The sequence below is a fragment of the Pseudomonas sp. AL 58 genome (genome assembly GCF_036348395.1).
Classification (GTDB): domain Bacteria; phylum Pseudomonadota; class Gammaproteobacteria; order Pseudomonadales; family Pseudomonadaceae; genus Aquipseudomonas; species Aquipseudomonas defluvii.
In genome coordinates, this window is the sequence record NZ_JAZBQR010000005.1 from 22,442 (window position 1) to 43,601 (window position 21,160).

At 56.9% G+C, this 21,160-nt stretch carries 20 protein-coding genes, 1 tRNA gene and 2 pseudogenes; 11 read left to right on the top strand and 12 right to left on the bottom strand.

The window, feature by feature from the left end:
* Window positions 1-44: 44 nt before the first annotated feature.
* Both polX and UIA24_RS07715 read left to right on the top strand, forming a co-directional pair.
* Window positions 45-1,826, top strand: a complete 1,782-nt coding sequence (gene polX, locus UIA24_RS07710) for a DNA polymerase/3'-5' exonuclease PolX (RefSeq protein ID WP_330522541.1) — start codon at window positions 45-47, stop codon at window positions 1,824-1,826.
* 65 nt (window positions 1,827-1,891) lie between these two features.
* The gene (locus UIA24_RS07715) at window positions 1,892-4,585 is read left to right on the top strand and encodes a cation-translocating P-type ATPase (protein ID WP_330522542.1); all 2,694 of its coding nucleotides are present in this window, start codon (window positions 1,892-1,894) and stop codon (window positions 4,583-4,585) included.
* Between the two features lie 24 nt (window positions 4,586-4,609).
* On the opposite strand, the gene UIA24_RS07720 is transcribed toward UIA24_RS07715, so the two are convergent.
* The 3 genes from UIA24_RS07720 to UIA24_RS07730 form a co-directional block, all read right to left on the bottom strand.
* Window positions 4,610-5,218, bottom strand: coding sequence for a trimeric intracellular cation channel family protein (locus UIA24_RS07720; RefSeq protein ID WP_330522543.1), 609 nt, complete (start codon window positions 5,216-5,218; stop codon window positions 4,610-4,612).
* A gap of 141 nt (window positions 5,219-5,359) precedes the next feature.
* Window positions 5,360-6,613, bottom strand: a complete 1,254-nt coding sequence (locus UIA24_RS07725; RefSeq protein ID WP_330522544.1) for a HipA domain-containing protein — start codon at window positions 6,611-6,613, stop codon at window positions 5,360-5,362.
* Window positions 6,610-6,837, bottom strand: coding sequence for a helix-turn-helix domain-containing protein (locus UIA24_RS07730; protein WP_065761721.1), 228 nt, complete (start codon window positions 6,835-6,837; stop codon window positions 6,610-6,612). The genes UIA24_RS07725 and UIA24_RS07730 overlap by 4 nt, the downstream gene beginning before the upstream one ends.
* A 423-nt stretch (window positions 6,838-7,260) precedes the next feature.
* On the opposite strand from UIA24_RS07730, the gene UIA24_RS07735 reads away from it, so the two are divergent.
* The 7 genes from UIA24_RS07735 (at window position 7,261) to UIA24_RS07765 (ending at window position 13,696) form a co-directional block, all read left to right on the top strand.
* Complete coding sequence (locus UIA24_RS07735; protein ID WP_065761715.1) at window positions 7,261-7,869, top strand: dTMP kinase; 609 nt, start codon at window positions 7,261-7,263, stop codon at window positions 7,867-7,869.
* Between the two features lie 275 nt (window positions 7,870-8,144).
* On the top strand, window positions 8,145-8,699 hold the full coding sequence (locus UIA24_RS07740) for a helix-turn-helix domain-containing protein (RefSeq protein ID WP_099774829.1): 555 nt from the start codon (window positions 8,145-8,147) through the stop codon (window positions 8,697-8,699).
* A gap of 27 nt (window positions 8,700-8,726) precedes the next feature.
* Window positions 8,727-10,073, top strand: a complete 1,347-nt coding sequence (locus UIA24_RS07745) for a glutamine synthetase family protein (protein ID WP_330522545.1) — start codon at window positions 8,727-8,729, stop codon at window positions 10,071-10,073.
* Window positions 10,074-10,153: 80 nt separating this feature from the next.
* The gene (locus UIA24_RS07750) at window positions 10,154-10,927 is read left to right on the top strand and encodes a gamma-glutamyl-gamma-aminobutyrate hydrolase family protein (RefSeq protein ID WP_330522546.1); all 774 of its coding nucleotides are present in this window, start codon (window positions 10,154-10,156) and stop codon (window positions 10,925-10,927) included.
* Between the two features lie 68 nt (window positions 10,928-10,995).
* Window positions 10,996-12,354 (top strand): aspartate aminotransferase family protein, encoded by a 1,359-nt coding sequence (locus UIA24_RS07755; RefSeq protein WP_330522547.1) that lies wholly within the window; start codon window positions 10,996-10,998, stop codon window positions 12,352-12,354.
* Between the two features lie 530 nt (window positions 12,355-12,884).
* The gene (locus tag UIA24_RS07760; RefSeq protein ID WP_102052959.1) at window positions 12,885-13,439 is read left to right on the top strand and encodes a helix-turn-helix domain-containing protein; all 555 of its coding nucleotides are present in this window, start codon (window positions 12,885-12,887) and stop codon (window positions 13,437-13,439) included.
* Between the two features lie 181 nt (window positions 13,440-13,620).
* A tRNA-Phe gene (locus UIA24_RS07765) sits at window positions 13,621-13,696 on the top strand.
* A 409-nt stretch (window positions 13,697-14,105) separates the two neighbouring features.
* Here UIA24_RS07765 and UIA24_RS07770 read toward each other — a convergent pair.
* The 9 genes and pseudogenes from UIA24_RS07770 to UIA24_RS07805 form a co-directional block, all read right to left on the bottom strand.
* A complete protein-coding gene (locus UIA24_RS07770) occupies window positions 14,106-15,023 on the bottom strand; it encodes a LysR substrate-binding domain-containing protein (RefSeq protein WP_330522548.1) in 918 nt (305 codons plus the stop codon).
* 50 nt (window positions 15,024-15,073) lie between these two features.
* Window positions 15,074-15,751, bottom strand: coding sequence for an alpha/beta hydrolase (locus tag UIA24_RS07775; RefSeq protein WP_330522549.1), 678 nt, complete (start codon window positions 15,749-15,751; stop codon window positions 15,074-15,076).
* Window positions 15,744-16,586: a DODA-type extradiol aromatic ring-opening family dioxygenase gene (locus tag UIA24_RS07780; protein ID WP_330522550.1), complete on the bottom strand. Its 843-nt coding sequence runs from the start codon at window positions 16,584-16,586 to the stop codon at window positions 15,744-15,746. The genes UIA24_RS07775 and UIA24_RS07780 overlap by 8 nt, the downstream gene beginning before the upstream one ends.
* A gap of 20 nt (window positions 16,587-16,606) precedes the next feature.
* Window positions 16,607-17,236 (bottom strand): NADPH-dependent F420 reductase, encoded by a 630-nt coding sequence (locus UIA24_RS07785; RefSeq protein ID WP_330522551.1) that lies wholly within the window; start codon window positions 17,234-17,236, stop codon window positions 16,607-16,609.
* A 255-nt stretch (window positions 17,237-17,491) separates the two neighbouring features.
* A pseudogene (locus UIA24_RS23260) lies at window positions 17,492-17,637 on the bottom strand (alpha/beta fold hydrolase); the annotation flags it as partial.
* 160 nt (window positions 17,638-17,797) lie between these two features.
* Window positions 17,798-18,412 (bottom strand): nitroreductase family protein, encoded by a 615-nt coding sequence (locus tag UIA24_RS07790; protein ID WP_330522552.1) that lies wholly within the window; start codon window positions 18,410-18,412, stop codon window positions 17,798-17,800.
* A gap of 23 nt (window positions 18,413-18,435) precedes the next feature.
* On the bottom strand, window positions 18,436-18,789 hold the full coding sequence (locus UIA24_RS07795) for a putative quinol monooxygenase (protein WP_330522553.1): 354 nt from the start codon (window positions 18,787-18,789) through the stop codon (window positions 18,436-18,438).
* Window positions 18,790-18,872: 83 nt separating this feature from the next.
* Window positions 18,873-19,070 carry a tautomerase family protein gene (locus UIA24_RS07800; protein ID WP_330522554.1) on the bottom strand — a complete coding sequence of 66 codons (198 nt, stop codon included), beginning with the start codon at window positions 19,068-19,070 and terminating at the stop codon, window positions 18,873-18,875.
* A gap of 331 nt (window positions 19,071-19,401) precedes the next feature.
* Entirely contained in the window at window positions 19,402-19,803 is a 402-nt protein-coding gene (locus tag UIA24_RS07805; protein ID WP_330522555.1) for a DoxX family protein, read from the bottom strand.
* Between the two features lie 138 nt (window positions 19,804-19,941).
* Here UIA24_RS07805 and UIA24_RS07810 point away from each other — a divergent pair, with 138 nt between their 5' ends.
* Both UIA24_RS07810 and UIA24_RS07815 read left to right on the top strand, forming a co-directional pair.
* The gene (locus UIA24_RS07810; RefSeq protein WP_330522556.1) at window positions 19,942-20,841 is read left to right on the top strand and encodes a LysR family transcriptional regulator; all 900 of its coding nucleotides are present in this window, start codon (window positions 19,942-19,944) and stop codon (window positions 20,839-20,841) included.
* A gap of 71 nt (window positions 20,842-20,912) precedes the next feature.
* A pseudogene (locus UIA24_RS07815) lies at window positions 20,913-21,128 on the top strand (SDR family oxidoreductase); the annotation flags it as partial.
* Between the last annotated feature and the right edge of the window lie 32 nt (window positions 21,129-21,160).

The following is a 21,160-nucleotide window of genomic DNA, read 5'->3' on the forward strand; positions in this document are numbered from 1 at the left end:
GATCTGATGACGTCCATCGAGTCGATTGCGCTATGAAGCTGACCGTGGCACCTCTTCAAGAGCCGGCACCCGCTTTGCCTTCTTCGGCCACGGCCGGGCAGGTGGTCGGAAATGATCAGATCGCCGCCGTCTTTGAAGATATTGCCAATCTGTTGGAAATCGAGGATGCCAATCCCTTCCGTATTCGGGCCTACCGCAATGCAGCAAGGACCTTGAGGGCCTTGACCTTCGAGGTGGCAGAGCTGATCGCACGGGGGGAGCCGCTTCCTAAACTCAGTGGTATCGGCGTTGATCTTGCGGGCAAGATCAATGAAATCGTCACCACCGGAGACTGTGCGCTACGCCAACGGCTCTGTACCGCATTGCCTGCGGGCTTGGTCGAACTGCTTTCCATCGCCGGCTTGGGGCCCAGGCGAATCAAACACCTCTATCACGACCTGGGTATCGAATCCGTTCAGCAACTGTGCCATGCCGCCAAAGAGGGGCTCATTCGTCATGTGCCCGGCTTCGGTGAAAAGATGGAGGCCCGACTGCTGCAGGCGGCACAGAAGGGGATCGGCAGGGACCACAGGCTGCCGCTGGCTTTTGTGGCTCCCGTGGCCAGTCGGCTTGCCGATTACCTGAAACAGCTTCCCGGTGTTGAGGCTGCCACGGTTGCCGGCAGCGTTCGACGCATGCGCGATACGGTCGGGGACATCGATATTCTGGTTGCCGCTGCGCGGTCGGTGGACGTCACCGCACATTTGCTCAAGCATCAGGACGTTTCCACTGTGCTGGTGCGCGGGCGCACGCGTGCCAGCGTGGTGCTGGGCACCGGTATGCAAGTGGATCTGCGTGTGGTCGAACCAGCTGCCTATGGCGCAGCACTGGTGTATTTCACTGGCAGCAAGGCGCATAACATTGCGATCCGCCAGCTGGCCCAAAAGCAAGGTCTCAAACTCAGTGAGTACGGCGTATTCAGCGCAAGAAAATGCGTGGCCAGCGCCACTGAACGCGCTGTCTATCAGGCGCTGGGGCTGGAATGGATGACACCTGAACTGCGTGAGGATCGCGGCGAGATTGCGGCGGCACAAGCGGGCACCTTGCCCAAGCTGATTGAGTTGGGCGACCTTAAAGGCGATTTGCATGCCCACACCGATGCTTCGGACGGAAGTCACAGCCTGGAAGTGATGGCGTTGGCCGCACAACAGGCCGGGTTGGAGTACCTGGCGATCACCGAGCATTCGAGATCCCTCAGGGTCGCCCATGGCCTGGATGTCGACAGGTTGCTCAAGCAGATCGATCAGATTGATGCGCTAAATGCCCGTCTGAAGGGCATTACCCTGCTCAAGGGCATCGAGGTGGACATTCTCGAAGACGGCAGCCTGGACCTGCCGGATGACATCTTGGGCCGGCTGGACGTGGTGGTTGGCGCAGTACACAGTCATTTTCTCCTGACACTGCGCCAGCAGACCCAACGCTTGTTACGGGCCATGGATCATCGCTATTTCACGATGCTGGCGCACCCGTCATGCCGACTCATCAACCAGCGCGACCCGCTGAACCTGGATTTGCCCGCAATCATCAAGGCTGCTCGCCAGCGCGGTTGCTGCCTTGAGCTCAATGCACAGCCCCAACGCATGGACCTGCTGGACCTGCAGTGCCGGTACGCCAAGGATGAAGGTGTGCTCATCAGCATCAACTCGGATGCCCACCGCAGCGCCGACTTTGCCTATTTGCAGTATGGGGTCGCACAGGCACGCCGTGCCTGGCTGGAAAAACATGACGTGCTCAACACCCGCTCGCTGAAGGCGCTCAAGGGATTCCTGAACTCAAGTTCTGCCTGAGCTTAACTTGCTGTTGATGGGGTGATTGAAACGGTCCATTCCTTTTCGGCACCAATGGCACGCACATGAACATACATCAGCAGTCGGTTACCGATGCCCTGGCCAGCCTCCACACCACGGCCCAGGGGTTGTCTTCTGGCGAGGCACAGCGGCGCTTGCAGCAGTTCGGGCCAAACCACGTGGCACCGGCCAAGCGGCGCAACCGCTTGTGGGCATTGCTCGCAGAGTTCACCCAGCTGTTCTCCGTTGTGCTCTGGATTGCCGCACTGCTGGCCTTTGCCGTTGAATGGCAGGTACCCGGTGAGGGCATGGGGCGCCTTGGCGTGGCTATCGTTGCCGTCATCCTGATTAGCGGGGTGTTCTCATACTGGCAGGAGTACCGCATCGAAAAGGCTTTAAGCGCCTTGGTCAAGTTGTTGCCACAGCAGGTGCAGGTACAACGTGATGGAACCGTTCAAGCGATCATGATTGATGATCTGGTGCCCGGGGACCTGATGCTGTTAGCGGAAGGCGACAGTGTCCCTGCGGATGGTCGGCTGATCGAAGCCTCTGGCATGCGGGTCAACAACGCCACGATCACCGGCGAAGCCACTGCCGAACTGCGCGATGCATCTGCCTGCGACAGTGAGGACCGGCTGCATGCCCGCAACATCGTGCTGGCCGGTACATCCATAACCTCCGGTAAAGGCACTGCCGTCGTATTTGCCACGGGGCTCCACACCGAATTCGGGCGAATTGCACACCTGACTCAAGTCAGCGGTGATCAGATGTCGCCGTTGCGTCTTCAGATCATCCGCCTGAGCCGAAGCATCCTGGCACTTTCATTGGGCATCAGCGTGCTGTTTTTCTTTCTGGGCAACCTGTTTGGCGTTCCGTTCTGGGAAGACTTGATCTTCGCCATCGGCCTGATTGTGGCGATGGTACCTGAAGGGCTCTTGCCGACACTGACGTTGGCGCTGGTGCTGGCTACTCAGCGCATGGCTCGCCAGCAGGTACTGATTCGACATTTGCCGTGTGTGGAAGCGTTGGGCTCTGTGACGGTGATCTGTACCGACAAGACCGGGACACTGACGCAAAACCGCATGACCGTACAAACCCTATGGCTGGACGGCAGTGAGTACCCGGACGTCGAGCAAGGCCTGCCACCGACATTGTGCGAGGCGAACCTGCCGTTTTTCTGGGTTGCCGGGCTTTGCCATAACGTGCGCCTTGTCGGGCAGGGTGAAACCGCGACGTACTGTGGCGACCCGATGGAGCAAGCGCTGATGCACATGGCCGCGCCACAGATCGCCCCGTGGAATGGGGCACAGCGTATCGACGAGCTGCCTTTCGACGCCGTTCGCATGTGTATGTCGGTGATTTATGACCTCCCCGAAGGGCGGGTGTTGCTGTGCAAAGGCGCATTGGAAAAACTGCTGCCGCTGTGCGAGTCGACCTGGAATTTGCAGCGCCAAGAACCGCTTTCACGCGAGCTGAGGGCGAACATTCTCGACGCACAAGAACGCATGGCCGATCGAGGGTTGCGTGTCCTGGCGCTGGCCTGGCGATGGTTGCCACCTGGGCAGGAACCGTGTGAGCGAGGCTTGATACTGGCAGGGCTCGCAGGCCTGCAGGACCCACCGAGGCCAGAGGTGCCTGCGGCAATCATGGCCTGTCGGCAAGCCGGCATCAAAACCATCATGGTCACAGGTGATCATCCTCACACTGCTGTTGCCATTGCCCGGCAGATTGGCCTGGTGACCATTGCATCGCCGCTGGTGCTCAGTGGCGAGCAGATCACGAACCTGTCGCATACCCAGTTACTGCTGGCGCTCGATGCACCGCAAATCATCTGTGCCCGTATTTCGGCGGATCAGAAGCTGCGTATTGTCACGGCGCTTGAAGGCAAGGGCGAGATCGTTGCCGTCACGGGGGATGGGGTTAACGATGCGCCGGCGCTCAAGCATGCGCATGTCGGTATCGCCATGGGCGTATCGGGAACCGATGTCGCCAGGGAAGCGGCCGACATGGTGCTGCTGGACGACAACTTTGCGAGCATCGTTTCCGCCATCGCTGAAGGCCGGGCAGTCTTCGACAACATCCGCAAGTTCCTGACGTATATCCTGGCCCACAACATGGCTGAGCTGATCCCCTATCTGTGTTTCGCACTTGCCAGGGTTCCGCTGGCAATCACGCCGCTGCAGATGCTGGCCATCGACATGGGGACCGACTCATTGACCGCACTGGGGCTTGGGGTAGAGCGGGCGGACGCGGATATCATGCGCAGGCCACCACGCCCTCCCAAGCAACGTCTGTTCAATCTGGCCTTGGCGTTACGAGGCTATCTCGTTCTCGGGCTTGTTGAAGCGCTTGGCACATTGGCAGCGTTCTTTTTTGTGCTGACGCGGGGAGGGTGGACGTGGGGGCAGGCACTGCCTTCCAGCGATGCGCTCTACTTGCAGGGAACCACGGCCAGCATGGTCGCAATCGTTGTGTTGCAGATCGTCAATGTCTTCATGTGCCGTAGCGCAAGCCGGTCTTGCCTGCAAACAGGGCTGCGGGGGAACCGCTTGATAACCTGGGGTGTCATGCTCGAGGTCTTGCTGATCCTGGTGTTCGCCTATACCCCTTGGGGCAACCAGTTGCTGGGAACCAGCCCGGTTTCCTGGCAGGTGTGGCTGTTGTTAATACCGTTCGTGCTGGCGCTGATCGGGCTTGAAGAGTTTCGCAAGTACTGGAGTCGACGCCGGATCTCGAGAAAGGCCGCACATTACGTGTGAGCGGTCACGACCTTGGGCCAGTCCTTACCCTTGCTTGGTGGAAAAAATAGCGGGCATTTGCAGCTCCTTGTAAATGGCGAGAAACCTCAAGCCCGAGGTGAATATCAAGGCCACCCAACCGGCAATCCAGATCGACGGAAATGCACTGCGCAACAGAACATAAAGGCTGCACCCAAACAGGATCGGCGTGGCGTAGATCTCACGTGACATCAGCAGCGAGGGCCTTGCGGCCAGAACATCACGCGCGATACCACCTCCAATACTGGTCAACAGGCCCATCATCACCGCCAGCGGCGCAGCAAGATGCAGTCCCAGGACTTTCTCGGTAGCGACCAACCCAAAGAGGGCAGCCGCCAAGCCATCAAGGTAGAGCAACAGACGGTAGCGTCGTTGCAGTCGCTTGGTGAGAAAAAAAGCCAGCAGCGCTGCGAACAAGGCAACCCAGATGTAGTTGAAATCTGCAATCCAGAATATCGGTTGATCGAGCAACAGGTCTCTAAGGGTGCCACCCCCAATTGCCGTGATGATGCCCAGGACCACGGCCCCAAACAAATCGACACCAACCTTATGGATAGCCAACACCCCGGTAATGGCAAACACGGCGGTGCCCAGCATTTCCTGAAAATACAGCATGCTTGACTCCGCCCTCAGGTTATAAAGTGAACGACAGCTAAGTGAATGTCCGTGCCTTTGCCGATCTGCAATCCATCGCCGTTGGCAAGGATGTGCAATGTCTAATGGTAGCTACTGCAATTGGTTTCACCGATATCCCGATCAATCCTTCAGCTGTCGCACCATGTCAGCGATCACACCATGAACGATTCGCCTGACAAGCCTGCTCTCACCGGCATTCATTGCATGAGCGTATTCGTTCAGAATTGTGCTGGCCGCGTTGCTCACACCTTCGGCCAGTTCATTGATGATCTTGGTTGTCAGGGCTTTGTTCACGCCAATGGCTTCACCCAGGCTGATAACACTGGCCCTGGTGACCTCCGCATGCGTACGAATACCCTCTGGCTTCCACACCAGTTCTGCCTCTAGCCACGGTGCTGCGGACTCGCCATAGACCGCCGTGCACAAGAGGTCGTAGTGAGGGGCAAGGTAGTAGGAGTCCGCACGTACGAAAAATGAGAGATTTTTCAGGTGGGCATCATTGTTGCCAACCAGGATGTTGAAGACCAACCACTTGAACAACTGTATCCGCGTCTGCGCAACGTTCCGCACGAGGCCCAGGATTTTTCGCAACGTTTCAGGCGTCGCCTGCTGATACTTGAAGCTTTTATCCAACCCCAGCATCTGGCAGGCATCCAACACGTGTTCCCGCTCTAGCCGATTGTTCACCCGTCGGCGGTCAAACCGCTCAATCAGGTACACCGGTTCAGGCACGCGACGAATGTACACCGCCGGAACGCCCAGCTTTACTTCCTGGGCAATGCTCATCACAAACCACTCGTTGACGGCAGTTGCGTCATACAGATCGCGCTGAGAGTGATCAGGCTTGAGGATATGGGTTGAAGGGGTGCTGCCCATAGGCTCGAACAGGCTGCCATTTTCCAGCACGACAGCCAGTTTGTGCTGTGCGCCGGCCAGCGACATGCGCTTCGGGGCGCCGGTGGTCAACGCAACGCGTGGTAGATTGCGAATCCTTTCGCTGAGTTCTGTATCGGGGAGCGGTCTGAGCCCACCCTCCGCTGGCAAGTGTGGGTCGTGGAGCAACGTCACTGCGCCGGCGGACTCGGCCCCGTAATAGCCAAGCAGGCCAAAGGCATCCGAAAATTCGATTTTTGCATCGCTGGCCAGTAATGAGCGCGCCTGCTCCTCAGGTAGCAGGTTGTCGAAGAACCATTGAACAGGGCGCTCTGAAGAACCATCAACGATCATGCCCTTTGCTCTTGCAAGGGCGGGAGACAAGTCGTAACCGTCGGCGCTGGCAATCCATTCAGGGGTGTATTCAAGGCTCCAGACGCCTGCGGTGTCTCTCAACGTCGCGACGTGATTCGCATTGATGACAACCTCGAGTGTTCTCATTTTCCGGGTATATCCATGTAGAGGCGTATGCCTAACTCCTGCATCACGAGCAGAACGCTGGCCAGAGAGACAGTGCCTTTTCCTGTCTCGATATCTCTCAGCAATACGTGACTCTTCCCAGCGATCAATGCCAGATCTGACTGAGTAATGCCTTGGGCCTTTCGAACCTTGCGTACCGCCTTCCCCAAGTCATCAGGGGTATGGATCTGTACGAGCGCGCTCATGGTGTGGTCAACCTGTCTGGCTGTCAGTAAAAACGAAGCTATGACTGCGATTATGTGGGCGAAACCCATGAAGTCAAGGAAAACTAAGCCATAGCTTCGTTTTTACGATTTAAGCTGGATATTCCATGAAAACGAAAGTATGGCTTCGATTTTAATTGCGGGCGTGTTGAGCCTCAGAAAACAGTGCTGTTCTGATCAAGGGTGAGCAAATCGAATCACTGTTTGGTCAAGAGGGTAAAACAGCAGGGTGTTAGCCTATGCACCAGATCGCGCGGGCTAGATGACTTCCCTTGGGCAAAGCTGCGCCCGATCGCGGTGTTTTACCTGACAGTCCTCACTGCTTATATCCAATGGTCAAGGAAGCAAAATGCTATTGTGCGATTTGAGTCTTGGAAAAGACGTATATCACTCGTTATGTGAAGAATGAATCGTCAGTTATTTATTTCTCTGGATGGGCCCAAGGGTACCGGCAAAACCACACTGTTGGAGGCCGTTACGAAAGTGCTGAGGGCGGACAACAAGAAGGTGATCCGACTTTGCGAGAAAAAAAGCGATCCCTACAGGGGTGAAACGATGGCCCTCGTTAACACGCTCGTCAGAAATCCCAGCCGGGATTTGGAGTTGGGGGTTTGTGAACGCTTTGCTGATAGCCGTACCTGGATTTCCCAGCACGTGCTGGTTAAACAGCCACCGGACAGCATCATCTTGATCGATCGCTGGTACCCGTCGGATGCCGCGTTTCGCCGGATAGTCCCGTTTGCAGAGATTCTGCAGTTGAACATTGAGCGAAACGTGCGAGTGCCAGACCTGCATGTCGGGGTTGTCACCGCCCCTGATATCTCATGGGCGAGGGCAGCGGCACGATCGCGCGGGCTGAGCAGTACGCTGCTTCATACCCAGGAAGAGCAGGTCGCGAGTACCAAGGCGTTCGAGCGAGCGATTGCCGATCACGGCTGGTTTCTGTGCCGCAATGAAGGAACGCTCGAAGACGCAACGATGCACGTGGTTTCCGAGATTTACAGGCTGCTTTGATGCCCCGTGACAGACGCTAGAAAATGGCGTTTCCAGGACGCAGCGACCGCTTGGCCTGCCTCTTCAGCGTGAGCTTTTGCTCCGTCCCCTTCGTTTGAATCAAACCCTATGACCTGAGTAGCTGGCGCTGGATTTCACCCAGCGCTTGCTGCTGCGCGAGCACCTGCCTTGACCAATGGTCCGGCCAAATTCAGCGTTCGACTTGACCTGTGAAATTTTTCATGTATTTTTTCATGAAAAATAACTCAAATATTTTCACGGCATGCTCCTGAACAATGAAGATGCACGAAGAAGTCGAAGGCCTGGCGATCTTTATCCACGATCTGCGCACATTCAAGAACCTGACACTGGGCGAACTGGCTGAACGTGTCGATCGTTCGGATGACTTTCTTTCCAAGGTTGAACAGGGGGTGTCGCGCCCGACCGTGGCGGATCTCACGGCTATCAGCGAAACACTCGGTGTATCGACCGCGTACTTTTACAACCTGAGTAAGCCCCGTGGCATCACTTGGGTTACTCGCCCCCATGAGCGGCGCACACTGTACCTCGGCTCAGGTATTACCGATGTACTGGCCTCGCCCCGTATTACTGGCAGCTTCTCCATGCTCGACAGCCGTCTTGAGCCGGGTGCCACCAGTGGCGATCAGTACCTGAGCGACCGTTCGGAGCAGGGCTGTTTCGTGCTCGAAGGCGAACTGACGGTTTGGCTGGAAGACGCCGACCCCGTGACACTCCATGCAAACGACAGCTTCCAGCTGCAACCCCACACGCATTTCCGTTACGCCAACCTGACGGACAACCTCACCCGCGTGTTCTGGGTATTCAATTGAATTCGTTCACCTCACAAGGAAAAGAAGATGAGTGCCATCTTTCCGGATCTGCTGACTGAAGTGCGCTCTTTTCGAGCGAAGTACCCTGAAGTACGTTACGTGGACTTGATTGCGCTGGATATTCCCGGGCACTTCTATGGCAAGCGCTACCCCATGGATATGCTTGAGAAAGTCGCAGCGGGGGCACCCCTGAAGTTGCCTCAGAACTGTGTACTGCTGGGTACCCAGGGCGGCCTGTACAAGATTGGCGACTATTGTTTTGCCGATGGCGACCCGGATGCATCACGGCGCCTGGTGCCGGGTACGTTGAAACCGGTGCGCTGGGAAAAGGACGTGATCGCGCAGATGCTGATCACTTCGGACGGCACCTCGAAGCCTATCGAGTTCGAGCCCCGTGAAGTGCTGGCCCGTGTGATCGAACGCCTTGCCCGACGTGGCGTGCGCCCGGTGGTTGCCTTCGAACTTGAGTTCTACCTGTTCGATCGCAAGCTCAAGGACGGCCTGCCACAGTTCCCACGCGATACATCGACCGATGACGAAGACGACCAGCCGAACATGCATATCGAACGACTGTCGCGTTTTTCGTCTGTATTGCACGAGATGGTCGATGTCGCCAACGAGCAGGGCGTGCCGGCGAACGTCATCACGGCGGAACTGGGCCCTGGCCAATTCGAAATCAACTTCTCCCACAGCGATGATGCCCTGAGTGCGGCGGACTGGTCGGCGCTGTTCTGTCGCAGTACCCGCGGCGTTGCGATGAAACACGGCTATCGCGCCAGCTTCATGAGCAAGCCTTACCTGGACGCTCCGGGCAGCGGGATGCATGTGCATGTCAGCCTGTACGACGAGGCTGGAAACAACCTCCTGGCACGCTTCGAGCAGCGCAACCTGCGCCATGCGGTGGCGGGTTGCCTGGAATTGCTGCCCCATTGCATGCCGATCTTCGCGCCCAACCACAACGCCTACCGCCGCTACGGCGCGATGGTCAACGCTGCAAGCCTTGCTAGCTGGGGCTTTGAAGACCGAGACGCGTGCATTCGCATTCCCGAGTCCGACCCGCGCAACCTGCGTATCGAACACCGGCTGGCTGGCGCCGATGCCAACCCGTACCTGGTACTGGCGGCCATCCTGACGGGGATGGAACACGGCCTGGATCGCGGCGTCGAACCCATTGCGCCGCTGAACGAAAACCGCCATAGCGGCATCGACTTCCCCAAGGACGCGCTGAGCGCAGTGGCTGCCATGCGCCACCACCCGGTGATCAATGAAGGGCTGGGGAGTGAGTTCGTGATGGTCTACTGCGAAAACAAGCGCCAGGAGCAACTGGATTTTCTGAATGAAATCAATGCGCGCGAATATCGCTGGTTTTTGTAAGTCCAGATGCTCTCGTTACGCCGCACGTTCTACCCACACGTTTGAATACAACTCGAAAGATTGATTTGCCGGAGAATGATATGCCATGTGTGCCAGTTATCGGCATCACTGCATGCACCAGCGAAATTGAGCTGCATGCTACCCAGACCATCAGTGAGAAGTATGCCCGTGCTGCGAGCAAGGCGGCGTGCGGTTTGCCGATCGTGATTCCCAGTCTCGCTGACCTGATAGATACCACCGACATCATTGACCTGGTGGATGGGCTGATCTTCACCGGCTCGCCGTCCAATATAGAACCGTTCCATTACAACGGTCCGGCCAGTGCGCCGGGCAGCCATCACGACCCAGCGCGTGATGCCACGACCTTGCCGCTCATGCGTGCGGCCATCGCGGCGGGTGTTCCGGTGCTCGGTATTTGCCGTGGCTTTCAGGAGATGAATGTGGCGCTGGGAGGCACCCTCCACCAGAAAGTTCATGAGACTGGTTTGTTCATGGACCATCGTGAGGTCAAGGGTGAACCCATGGAAAAGCAATATGGCCCACGCCACAAGATGCATATACAGCCGGGCGGCGTGATGGACCGCATGGGCTTGCCGCCGATCATCGATGTCAATTCCATACATGGCCAGGGCATTGATGCACTGGCGCCTGGGCTAAGGGTGGAAGCACGTGCACCCGATGGATTGGTGGAAGCGATCTCGGTTGAAAACAGCAAGGGTTTTGCCCTGGCCGTTCAATGGCATCCAGAGTTTCAGGTACTTGAAAACCCGCATTACCTAACGATCTTCCAGTCATTTGGAAAAGCCTGCCGGCAACGCTCGGTACTGCGCCAACTGATGTTGAAGTCCGCCTGAAAACTGGCCGTTATCAATATAAAAAAATGCCCCCGCAGCCAGGCTGCGTATTTTGATGGAGAGAAGTGATGAGTGAAAAGAATTCGCAAACGCTTGCCTGGCAAGCGATGAGCCGTGATCATCATCTGGCACCCTTCAGCGATGTCAAACAACTTGCCGAGAAAGGCCCACGCATCATCACCTCGGCGAAGGGCGTGTACCTGTGGGACAGCGAAGGCAACAAGATTCTCGATGGCATGGCTGGCTTGTGGTGCGTGGCAGTCGGCTACGGTCGTGACGAACTGGCCGAGGTGGCCAGCCGGCAGATGAAGGAACTACCGTACTACAACCTGTTCTTCCAGACCGCGCACCCGCCAGCGCTGGAGCTGGCCAAGGCGATTGCCGATGTGGCCCCGCAAGGTATGAGCCATGTGTTCTTCACGGGCTCCGGCTCCGAAGGCAACGACACCGTATTGCGCCTGGTTCGCCATTACTGGGCGATCAAGGGCAAGAAGGACAAGAAGGTCATCATTGGCCGCATCAACGGCTACCACGGCTCCACCGTGGCTGGCGCGGGCCTGGGCGGCATGGCCGGCATGCACCAGCAGGGCGGCCTGATTCCGGATGTCGTGCACATCCCGCAACCTTACTGGTTCGGCGAAGGCGGCGACATGACCGAAGCCGAGTTCGGCGTGTGGGCGGCGGAGCAGTTGGAGAAGAAGATTCTGGAAGTCGGCGAGAACAATGTCGCCGCCTTTATCGCCGAGCCGATCCAGGGCGCCGGCGGCGTGATTATCCCGCCACAGACCTACTGGCCGAAGGTCAAGGAAATCCTCGCCAAGTACGACATCCTCTTTGTCGCCGACGAAGTGATCTGCGGCTTTGGCCGTACCGGTCAGTGGTTTGGTTCTGACTACTACGGCCTCAAGCCCGACCTGATGACCATCGCCAAGGGCCTCACCTCCGGTTACATCCCCATGGGCGGTGTGATCGTGCGTGACGAAGTGGCCAAGGTGATCAGCGAAGGCGGCGACTTCAACCACGGCTTCACCTATTCCGGCCACCCGGTAGCGGCGGCGGTGGGCCTGGAAAACCTGCGTATCCTGCGAGAAGAGAAGATTATCGAGCAGGTTCGCGAAGTGACCGCGCCGTATCTGCAAAAACGCCTGCGTGAACTGGCTGACCACCCGCTGGTGGGCGAAGTGCGCGGCCTGGGCATGCTTGGTGCGATCGAGCTGGTGAAGGATAAGGCCACGCGGGCGCGTTACGAAGGCAAGGGTGTCGGCATGGTTTGCCGCCAGCACTGTTTCGACAACGGCCTGATCATGCGCGCGGTGGGCGACACCATGATCATCGCACCACCGCTGGTGATCACCATTGAAGAGATCGACGAATTGGTGGAAAAGGCGCGCAAGTGCCTGGACCTGACCTATCAGGCTATCCATTAACACATAGCAGCTCGGCATGATTCTGCTGACAGTCTGCAGACTCATGCCGAGGTGCTCGCTTTGCGCTCAGTCGCTGAAAGGAATCACCCTTCAGAGCCCTTGATCTTGACTTGCCCTGGTACATCGTCAGGGTTTTGCCCCGCTAGCGACAACGTGCACCGCTCGACGCTGCGGCCGAGTTTCGTGACGCGCTTGATTTGTGAAATTATTCATGTATTTTTTCATGAAAATAACTAAATAATTTTACAGCTGCGCTTAACCATGGCCCACAAGCTCGCTTCACAGCATGCTGCTCGCGATACTGACATCTTGCCTGACCGACCTCTGCGCAGCGCTTTGGGGGCGATGGGTTCTATCTCCTCTGCTCTCTACCCTCACGTTTCACAAAAATCTCGGCAGCTCCGGTGTTGATTAACACGTATGTGAAACGTGTCCTGGACAATAAGGCGCAAGCATTCGTGTTGTCGGTTTTTGAGGCGTTGAGCAAGGGCTTTTCAGCGCATGCACTTTTTTGATCTATGGGTTTAATGATGAAAATGCACGAAGAAGTTGAAGGCCTGGCGATACTCATTCGCGACTTGCGCAAATTCAAAGGGCTGACGCTGGGCGAGCTAGCTCAACGCATTGGCCGATCGGTTGGCTTTCTTTCCCAGGTTGAACGGGGTGTGTCGCGCCCAACCGTGGCAGACCTGACGGCTATCAGCGAAACACTCGGTGTATCAACAGCCTATTTTTACAACCTGAACAAGCCCCGTGACCTTAGTTGGGTAACGCGTCCGCATGAACGTCGTACGCTGTATTTCGGAGGTGGTATTACCGATGTCCTGGTCTCGCCCACGATAGCTGGAGGCTTCTCCATGCTTGACAGCCGTCTTGAGCCTGGGGCAACCAGTGGGGAAGAGTACCTGGACGACAGTTCGGAGCAGGGCTGCTTCGTGCTTGAAGGCGAGCTGACCGTCTGGCTGGATGAGGGCGATCCCGTGACGCTCTACGCAAACGATAGTTTTCAGCTACAACCCCATGCAAGCTTCCGTTATGCCAACCTGACGGACGCGCTCACCCGCGTGCTCTGGGTGTTCAATTGAGTGTGATCAGGCTCAATTGTTCATCGTGTTCGCGACCTTGCGGGAGCGGCATCAGCTTTATTTAGCGCTAATAGCTTCGTGGCTTTTCCACATTACGGAAAATCCTAAGCATAGGATTTAGTTGATTTTTTTTGATTTCGTGCTTGACGCTCCAGCCGTAAAAACGTTTAATTCGGCTGCGGCCCAGATAGCTCAGTCGGTAGAGCAGGGGATTGAAAATCCCCGTGTCGGCGGTTCGATTCCGTCTCTGGGCACCACTACTTCTAAACCCCTGACTCCTAATGGTTTCAGGGGTTTTCTATTTTTAGCGACCGCAGCTATTTGAGAGCACGGGTTCTATCCATCTTCAGCGATCAAGGCAGTCGTTTACGACTTCAGTCCGAGCCGCGCGGGCGAGCATGCCCGCCACTTCCTTAGCTCTGGATACTGCCTCAAGCGCTGGACGGCACTGACTCGGTATGAACGTGGCCATGCTGCCAACAATCTGCCCTTGTCAGACGCGCGCTGATTGATCATTTGCTCGAGCAATTGCTTGAGCAAAACAGGATGGTCGGGAAGGTTTTCGGGCATGGAAATCACGCCGCGGATTATACCGAATCAGGCGACGTAACGAGGCGTCAAAACCTGATGAGAGTGTTAGTGGCTACCCTAAGCAGTAGTGGGCCATCAACGTGGCGACGATGTGCTGGGCGATGCTGCGAAAAGGCTTAGCAACTCATCAACCAAGCAACGAATCTTGGGCCGTAAATGATTGCTCTTGGACCACAGGGCATGAACTTCTACAGGCTCCGGCTCATAGTCCTGCAGCACCGGCACAAGTGCCCCTTTCGCGATCGATTGTTCCAACAGGCAGATGGGCATCTGGCAAATCCCCAGTCCCGCCACGGCCGCCGCGATCATGGCCTCGGCATCATCGAATTGGTACGTCGCAGGAGGCGAATACTTCATTGCCTGGCCGGCCTGAGTCATTTTCCATGGCAACAAGCCGCCACGGCGATAGCCAACGATGGCGCGGTGGCCTGCCATGTCCTCAAGTGTCTTGGGGCAACCGAATTCGTCGAGATATTCCGGGGACGCGCAGGTTACCCAGCGGTGGGAGGTCAAGCGCCGCGCCACTAGACCCGGCACGCTATCCACGCTGCCGAATCGGATGGCCAAGTCGATTCCCTCGTCAGTCAAGTCCACCAACTGATCGCTGAAGGTCAATGTCAGCTGCAACTGCGGGAAGCGGCGGCTCATGCTAAGCAATACGGGCAGCACCACTTGTTTGCCGAACGCCACGGGCATGTCTACCCTCAGCCGGCCTGCTGGAACCCCCAACTGACTGCCAAAGCTGCTCTCGGTTGAACGTATTTCCTCTAGCGCTGATGACCAGACGGCGAAGTAGGCTTCGCCATCAGGTGAAAGGGACAGCTTGCGCGTGGATCGGTAGAACAGGCTGGTCCCGAGTCGCTCCTCCAGCCGAGCTATGGCTTTGCCTACTGCGGATTTCGAGAGCCCTAAGCGCTCAGCCGCTTCGGTGAAGGTAGCTGAGCGTGCCGTTACGAGAAAAATGTTTATTCCGCTGAACGTGTCGTCAGTCATGCAGACTTACCAGGTAGACGTGAGTGCTACCCAAAAGGATACCCGAGTGCTCAACGTAAAGGGGGGAGTGCAAAGGTGTTGTCCAGCCATTGCGAGAAGTCAGCCAGCTCTGGCGCAACGATTTCGTGACCCATGTTGTAGTAGTGCGTTTCGTGAGCGACCCCCAGTGTGCTCAGCCAGGCGTCGGCTTCCTTCGCCCAGCGCTCCGGCAGCACGTTGTCTTCATGGCCGTGGGCAATGAATGCGTGCAGATGCTTGCGGCGATTCGGCTCGGCGATGATGGGGGCCAGTTCACGGAGTATACGGCCGCTGAGAATTGCAAAGCCTGCGACTCGCTCGGGCTCGGTTAGGGCGACGCTGGCACTCATGATGCCGCCTTGGCTGAAGCCGGCAATCACAGTCGGCAATGCGGGAAGGGCATCAATGAAGCGTAGGAGCAGTTGCCGGCTCGTCTCAGCCTGCACTTCATTGTACGAGGGACCGTCATTGGTAAATGTCACCTGGAACCAGGCAAATCCTTGCGGGCTGAGCTGCAACGGACCTCGAAGCAGAATCACTTCCAGCTCTTCGGGCAGCGAGGCGGCCAAGCTTGCCAGATTGGCTTCATTTGAACCTACTCCGTGCAGCAGGATCAGGCGCCCTTTCGGCGACGAAGTGGTGCAGGCCTTACGGTAAATCAGACCCGTACCCGGTTCGCGGGCGGGGTCGGAGAACGTGGTGTCACGCATGGTTGGCATTGCCTCTGTTGAACTGAGTCGGCTCGATGTGCGCTTGGGCTACCGAGGAAAAGAGATAACTGTCCATCGCCAGCACCCCATAGGTGATACCCCCCTCCAATATCCGTGCATGGTAGGTTTCACCTGCGGCGCCCAAGGCAATGAGCAACGGCAGAAAGTGCTCGTCGGTTGGATGGGCTCGCTCGGCGCCAGGCGCCAGGCGGCGGTAATCTAGGACTTGTGCGGTATCTCCGGCCTCGAGCACTTGCGCTGTCCAGGCGGCAAATTGTTTGACGTATGCTTCGCCGTGAGTAGTTGCGCCTCTGAATTCGTACAGGTTATGGGTCAGGCTGCCCGACGCGACAATTAGCACGTTCATGTCGCGCAAGGGCTTCAATGCCTGGCCCAGCTTCAACGCGCTATGAGTATCCATTGGCATGGGCATGGATACCTGGATCACAGGCGTGAATGCTTCGGGCGCCAGGTAAAGTAGCGGTACCCATGCGCCATGATCGAGCCCGCGGCGGGCGTCCAGCCGTGCCTTCCAGCCGGCATCGCCCAACAGATCTACGATCTCCTGCGCCAGAGACGGTGCACCTGGTGCGGGATACTGCAGCTCGTACAGCGCGTCCGGAAAACCACCGAAATCATGGATGGTTTCTGGATGAGTGCTCGCAGTGACACAGACCTCGCCGTGGGTCATCCAGTGCGGCGAGATGACCACAATGGCGCGCGGTTGCGTCAGCTCGCGACCGAGCTTGGTCAGTTGATCCCCTGCTTGGCCGGGCTCGATTGCGAACATGGGAGCCCCATGAGACACAAAGAGAACAGGTAAAGGCGTGTTCATGGCATATCCTCAAAAAACGTTTACTTGCTCAACCACACCGGGGCAATAGACGTGCCCAGGCCTGCGCCATAGCCGAGATAGATGTTGAGCCCGGCCAGAGGCTCCAGATACCGCGCATTAAGCAGTCCACCGGCGTCAACGGTGTTCCAGCCCATGCTTTGAGCCAGCGCGATCGCGGTTTGTTTGGCACGCTCATGGTCGGCGGCAACAAACACGGTGCCCCGTTGGCTGTCGGCGAATTCAGGGCCGTCGGCAAGCACTTGGGCGAACAGGGTGTTGAAGGCTTTGACGATGTGCGCCTGGGGTACCGCCTTGGCGATTTCTTCAGCAGCGCTGGATGAGTGGCCAATGGTCAGCGACATGTAATCGGCGCTCAGTGGGTTGGTTATATCGATGACCACCTTACCGGTTAGGTCGCCCAAGCCGTGCAATGCAGGAACTGCATCGTTGTAGGCCGTCGCAATGATCACGGCATCGCTGTCGCCCAAGGCTTCGGATGCGGCGTACGCAGTGACATTCGGATACTGATCTGCCAAGGCTTGCGCTTTTGCGAGGTCGCGGCCGGTGACACGTACGGTGTGACCCGCGTTGGAGAGCTGCTTTGCAAAACCCGAACCCATGTTGCCGGTACCAATTACTGTGATTTTCATAGCTACCTCTGATCGTTGGTTTGCGTTTCGATCAGGTCATTCTATAGGCCATTAAAATGAGATAAACCCGCCATAATGTGATTAATAGTCTCACTAATCGAGATTGTTGGTATGACTGAAACAGAAAAGCCAAGACCATCGGGCCTTGGCTTTCTTGAGGCAATTTCGCAGTTGACTTCAGATGCGCAGCTCACATGCGAGCTGGCAAGAATGATTGCCAGGTGGCGATCTTTATTTATGAAGAGGCGCCCGCTATGCGCCGTTGGCCGACCATCCAGGAATGAAGATCAAGGGATGGCCGCTACCGGCTTCCCAGTAGCTCAGATGGACATTGTCACTGGTGCGAAAGCTGCTGATCGTCAGCGCTTGAAAATCGGCAGGCCGCAGGGCTGGCCAGCGATTTAGTGGGGGAGGTGGAAGTCGTCTCCAACGAGCGATCGGAGCGATAACCTGTCGATGGGGAAGCTCAAGATACGGTCCTCGGGGGGGGGGGGGCAGGTATAAAGTTGGATCTAGCCACACCGAGTCGCCCCCCTACCGGTGAATAGAGGGGCTTTGCGGTCAAACCAGTTCCAGAACCTCATGCACCGCTTTACGGGGCTTCTGAGGCCAGTTGGAGGCACCGGGGTAGCCGACAGTAACCAGCATCACAGGGACGTCATTCGCCGTGAGGCCGAATGCTTTGGCTACCGCAGCGGCATCGAAACCAATCATCGGGGTTGACGCCAAGCCTTGACCCTGAGCTGCCAGCATCAAGGTCATTGCTGCGAGCGAGCCCGAGCGGATAGCCTCGTCACGCTGCAGTTGCAGGTTGTCCTGGTACATGCCCTTAGCGGCCTGGACCCACATGTCATAGACCGACTGGTCGATAATGCCGGCATTGCGTGCGGGCTCCAGTGCCGATGGCAGCGACTCATGGGGGGCGAGTGTGCCGCAGACGATGAACGTCACGGCGGCGTCCACTACCTTCTGCTGACCGAACGCCAAGGGCAGCAGTCGGGCTTTTTCTTCTGGGCTTCGCACCGCCAGAAAACGCCAGTTCTGTGAATTGAACGCCGAGGGCGCAAGTGTTGCCAGTTCAACCAGGTTTGCGATCTCTTGGTCAGTCAAGCCTCGCTCGGTGTCGTACTGGTTGATGGAAGTGCGCGACCTGATGGCTTGAGCAATCGTCGACATGAAGAACTCCTTGAATAAAACGGTTAACGGCTGAAGCCATCGAAAGGTGTCATGTACACAGCGCCGAAGGGGTCGAGGCGTTTGCGGATTTCAGCATCCGGGGTGCCATAAACGACCAAACCTTTCACTGTGCAGAGCTCGAGAAAGCGCTCACCGAAGGGAGCGAAGGTGGTGTCCACATGGCTGACGACTGCATCAGCGTTGTAACGCTCCAAAATATGGACGGTGTTGGTGTCTTCATTGACGCTGTATTCGTAAACCAGCGTGCCCGGTTCCTGCTTGGTCACTGCAACGATCTTGCTGATCAGCGCTTTGAATTCCGGAAAATCGGTCGGTTTAACGGCGAGGGTAAAAAGGCAGGAAATGTAGGGATGCATGGGATGAATTCGTCGTGGGCGATGATCTGGCCTGGATGGGAGCGCGCCGTCACGTTCTAACGGCGCGAGAGTGTTCACACGGTTCAGGTGTTCTCAGGATCGTCTGCGAACAACTTTCCGGCGCCAGCCCAATCCGATGGTTTGACGTCTTCAAAGATGACGTAGATGTACTCTGCCGGTGTGCCGGTGTTTTTGACGATCGTCTCGGTGATGTCTGCGGCAACAGTGGCTTTTTGTGCATGGTCTTTGCCTTCGAACCAGCTGACACGTACTACGGGCATAGGAACAATCCTTTTGAATAGTGATTGGACGAGTACCTCAAAGCTTGCTGACGGGAAGAGGGCAGACGTTAAGTCAGCAGCTGAGGCAAGCAAGGAAAGTAGTGTCTGCTCTCGAATCAAACTGTGGATTCATCGTAGTGTAGAAATTGATAACGATAAACTGCCTTTAAATCCAATATTTGTAGAATTTATATCTACCTTCTACGGAGAGATACAACTCTTTCAAACGGGGCGAAAAGAAAATCCCGGCCAAGGGAACACGGGAGCGAGAACCTGGCCGGGCAAAGCGCGATTAGCAGAAAGGGAAGGTAGCGTTGAGCTTGCAGTCAGCTCACGCTTTCACGGCGGGTTTGGCTGCGTATGCGCCATCACCCAACAGGGCAACAACCAAAGCACTGATGGTCAAGTAAATCGGATACTCCCAGCCGCCGTTTGCGTTGGTGAAGCTCCAGCCATTACCGAAGTGAACGGTAGCGGCAACGAACAGCTGAATCACGGCTACGCAAGCTACCCAGCGAGCATAGACACCCAGCACCAGCATCAGGCCGCCGATGACTTCGAACGCCATGACCGGGTATGCCAGAAAGCCCGGGAAGCCGATCGACTCGAAGAAACCTGCAGTGCCCGAAGGGGTGAATACGAAAACCTTGGTCAGGCCGTGTGCAATGAACATGATGCCCAGGGCCAGTCGCATGGCAAGGGCGGCGTAGGGGGCGGTGCGAGTGTCAATCATGATGAGTATCCGCTTTTGAAATTAGGTAATTGGTGCATTTGATCTGCCTGGACAAGGCCGATGAGCACAGTCTATAGGCTTGAATTTTGGGATAAACTCACATTTATGTGACTTACAGTTCCACTTAGTGAGACAAAAATGGATCGTGCACTCGAAATGCAGGTGTTTTGCACTGTGGTCGACAAGGGCAATTTTGTCGGCGCTGCAGAACCCCTGGACATGTCCAAGGCCGCAGTATCGCGTCATGTCAATGCGCTGGAAGAGCGGCTTGGGGTGCGGTTGATTCAGCGCACTACCCGGCGGCTCTCGTTGACGGATGAAGGCAGGCAGTTCTATCACCAGGCGCGGGAAGTGCTGGCATTGATGGATCAGGCAGAGGAGGCGGTCACTTCAGCCTCGCCGGAGCCCACCGGCGTGCTGCGGGTCAATGCGCCTTTGAGTTTTGGTGTACTCCACCTTGCGCCAGTCTGGGCGGACTTCATGCGGCTCTATCCAAAAATCGAGTTGGACATCAGCCTCAACGACAGGCAAGTGGACCTGGTTGACGAAGGCTTCGACGCGGCGGTGCGCATTGCCCGAATGGAAAGTTCGTCGCTTATTGGTCGGCGTCTTGCCGGGACACGGATGCGCCTTTGCGCTTCGCCCGATTACCTGGCCAGTCACCCCGCCATAACCACCCTGTCGGACCTGGAACAACACGGTGCAATCGCCTACACGAACTTTTCGAGCGGTAATGAGTGGCATTTTACAGGGCCCTCTGGCCCCGAGAGTGTACGCACCCGGTCGACGGTGCGCTGCAACAATGGCGATACCTGTCGCAGCATCACGGTCGCAGGGGGCGGTATTTCTTTGCAGCCGAGCTTCATGGTCAGCAATGACCTGAGCACGGGGGTTTTGGTGGAGGTGTTGCCTGAGTACAAGTCAGTTGAACTGGGTGTCTACATTGTCTACCCGACACGCAAACACCTGTCACCCAAAGTTCGCGCGCTCATCAACTTCCTGGCTGAACGTTTTGCCTCGCCGCCTTGGCAAGACTGAAATACCCAGAAGGTAGACTAAATTGCTGCCAATTTCGGATTTTAAAGGAATTATGGTCAATTACGGAGCCGTCGAAAACGGCTCAACTGGCGCTATCCCGCGGCTTGGCCAAATGGCTGCTGGCAGCCGATTTCGTCATGTCGCATCGTCCCACTTCCTTGATTCAGCGCGCGGCGACTATGGACGAAGTCGCCAACATGGTGGTCTACGTCTGTTCGACGCTTGCTTCTGCTACCAGCGGCGCTGCACTTCGCGTAGATGGCGGGGTGGTGGACGACATTCTCTGAGGGTAGGAATATGAGCGGGATTTCTCCCGCTC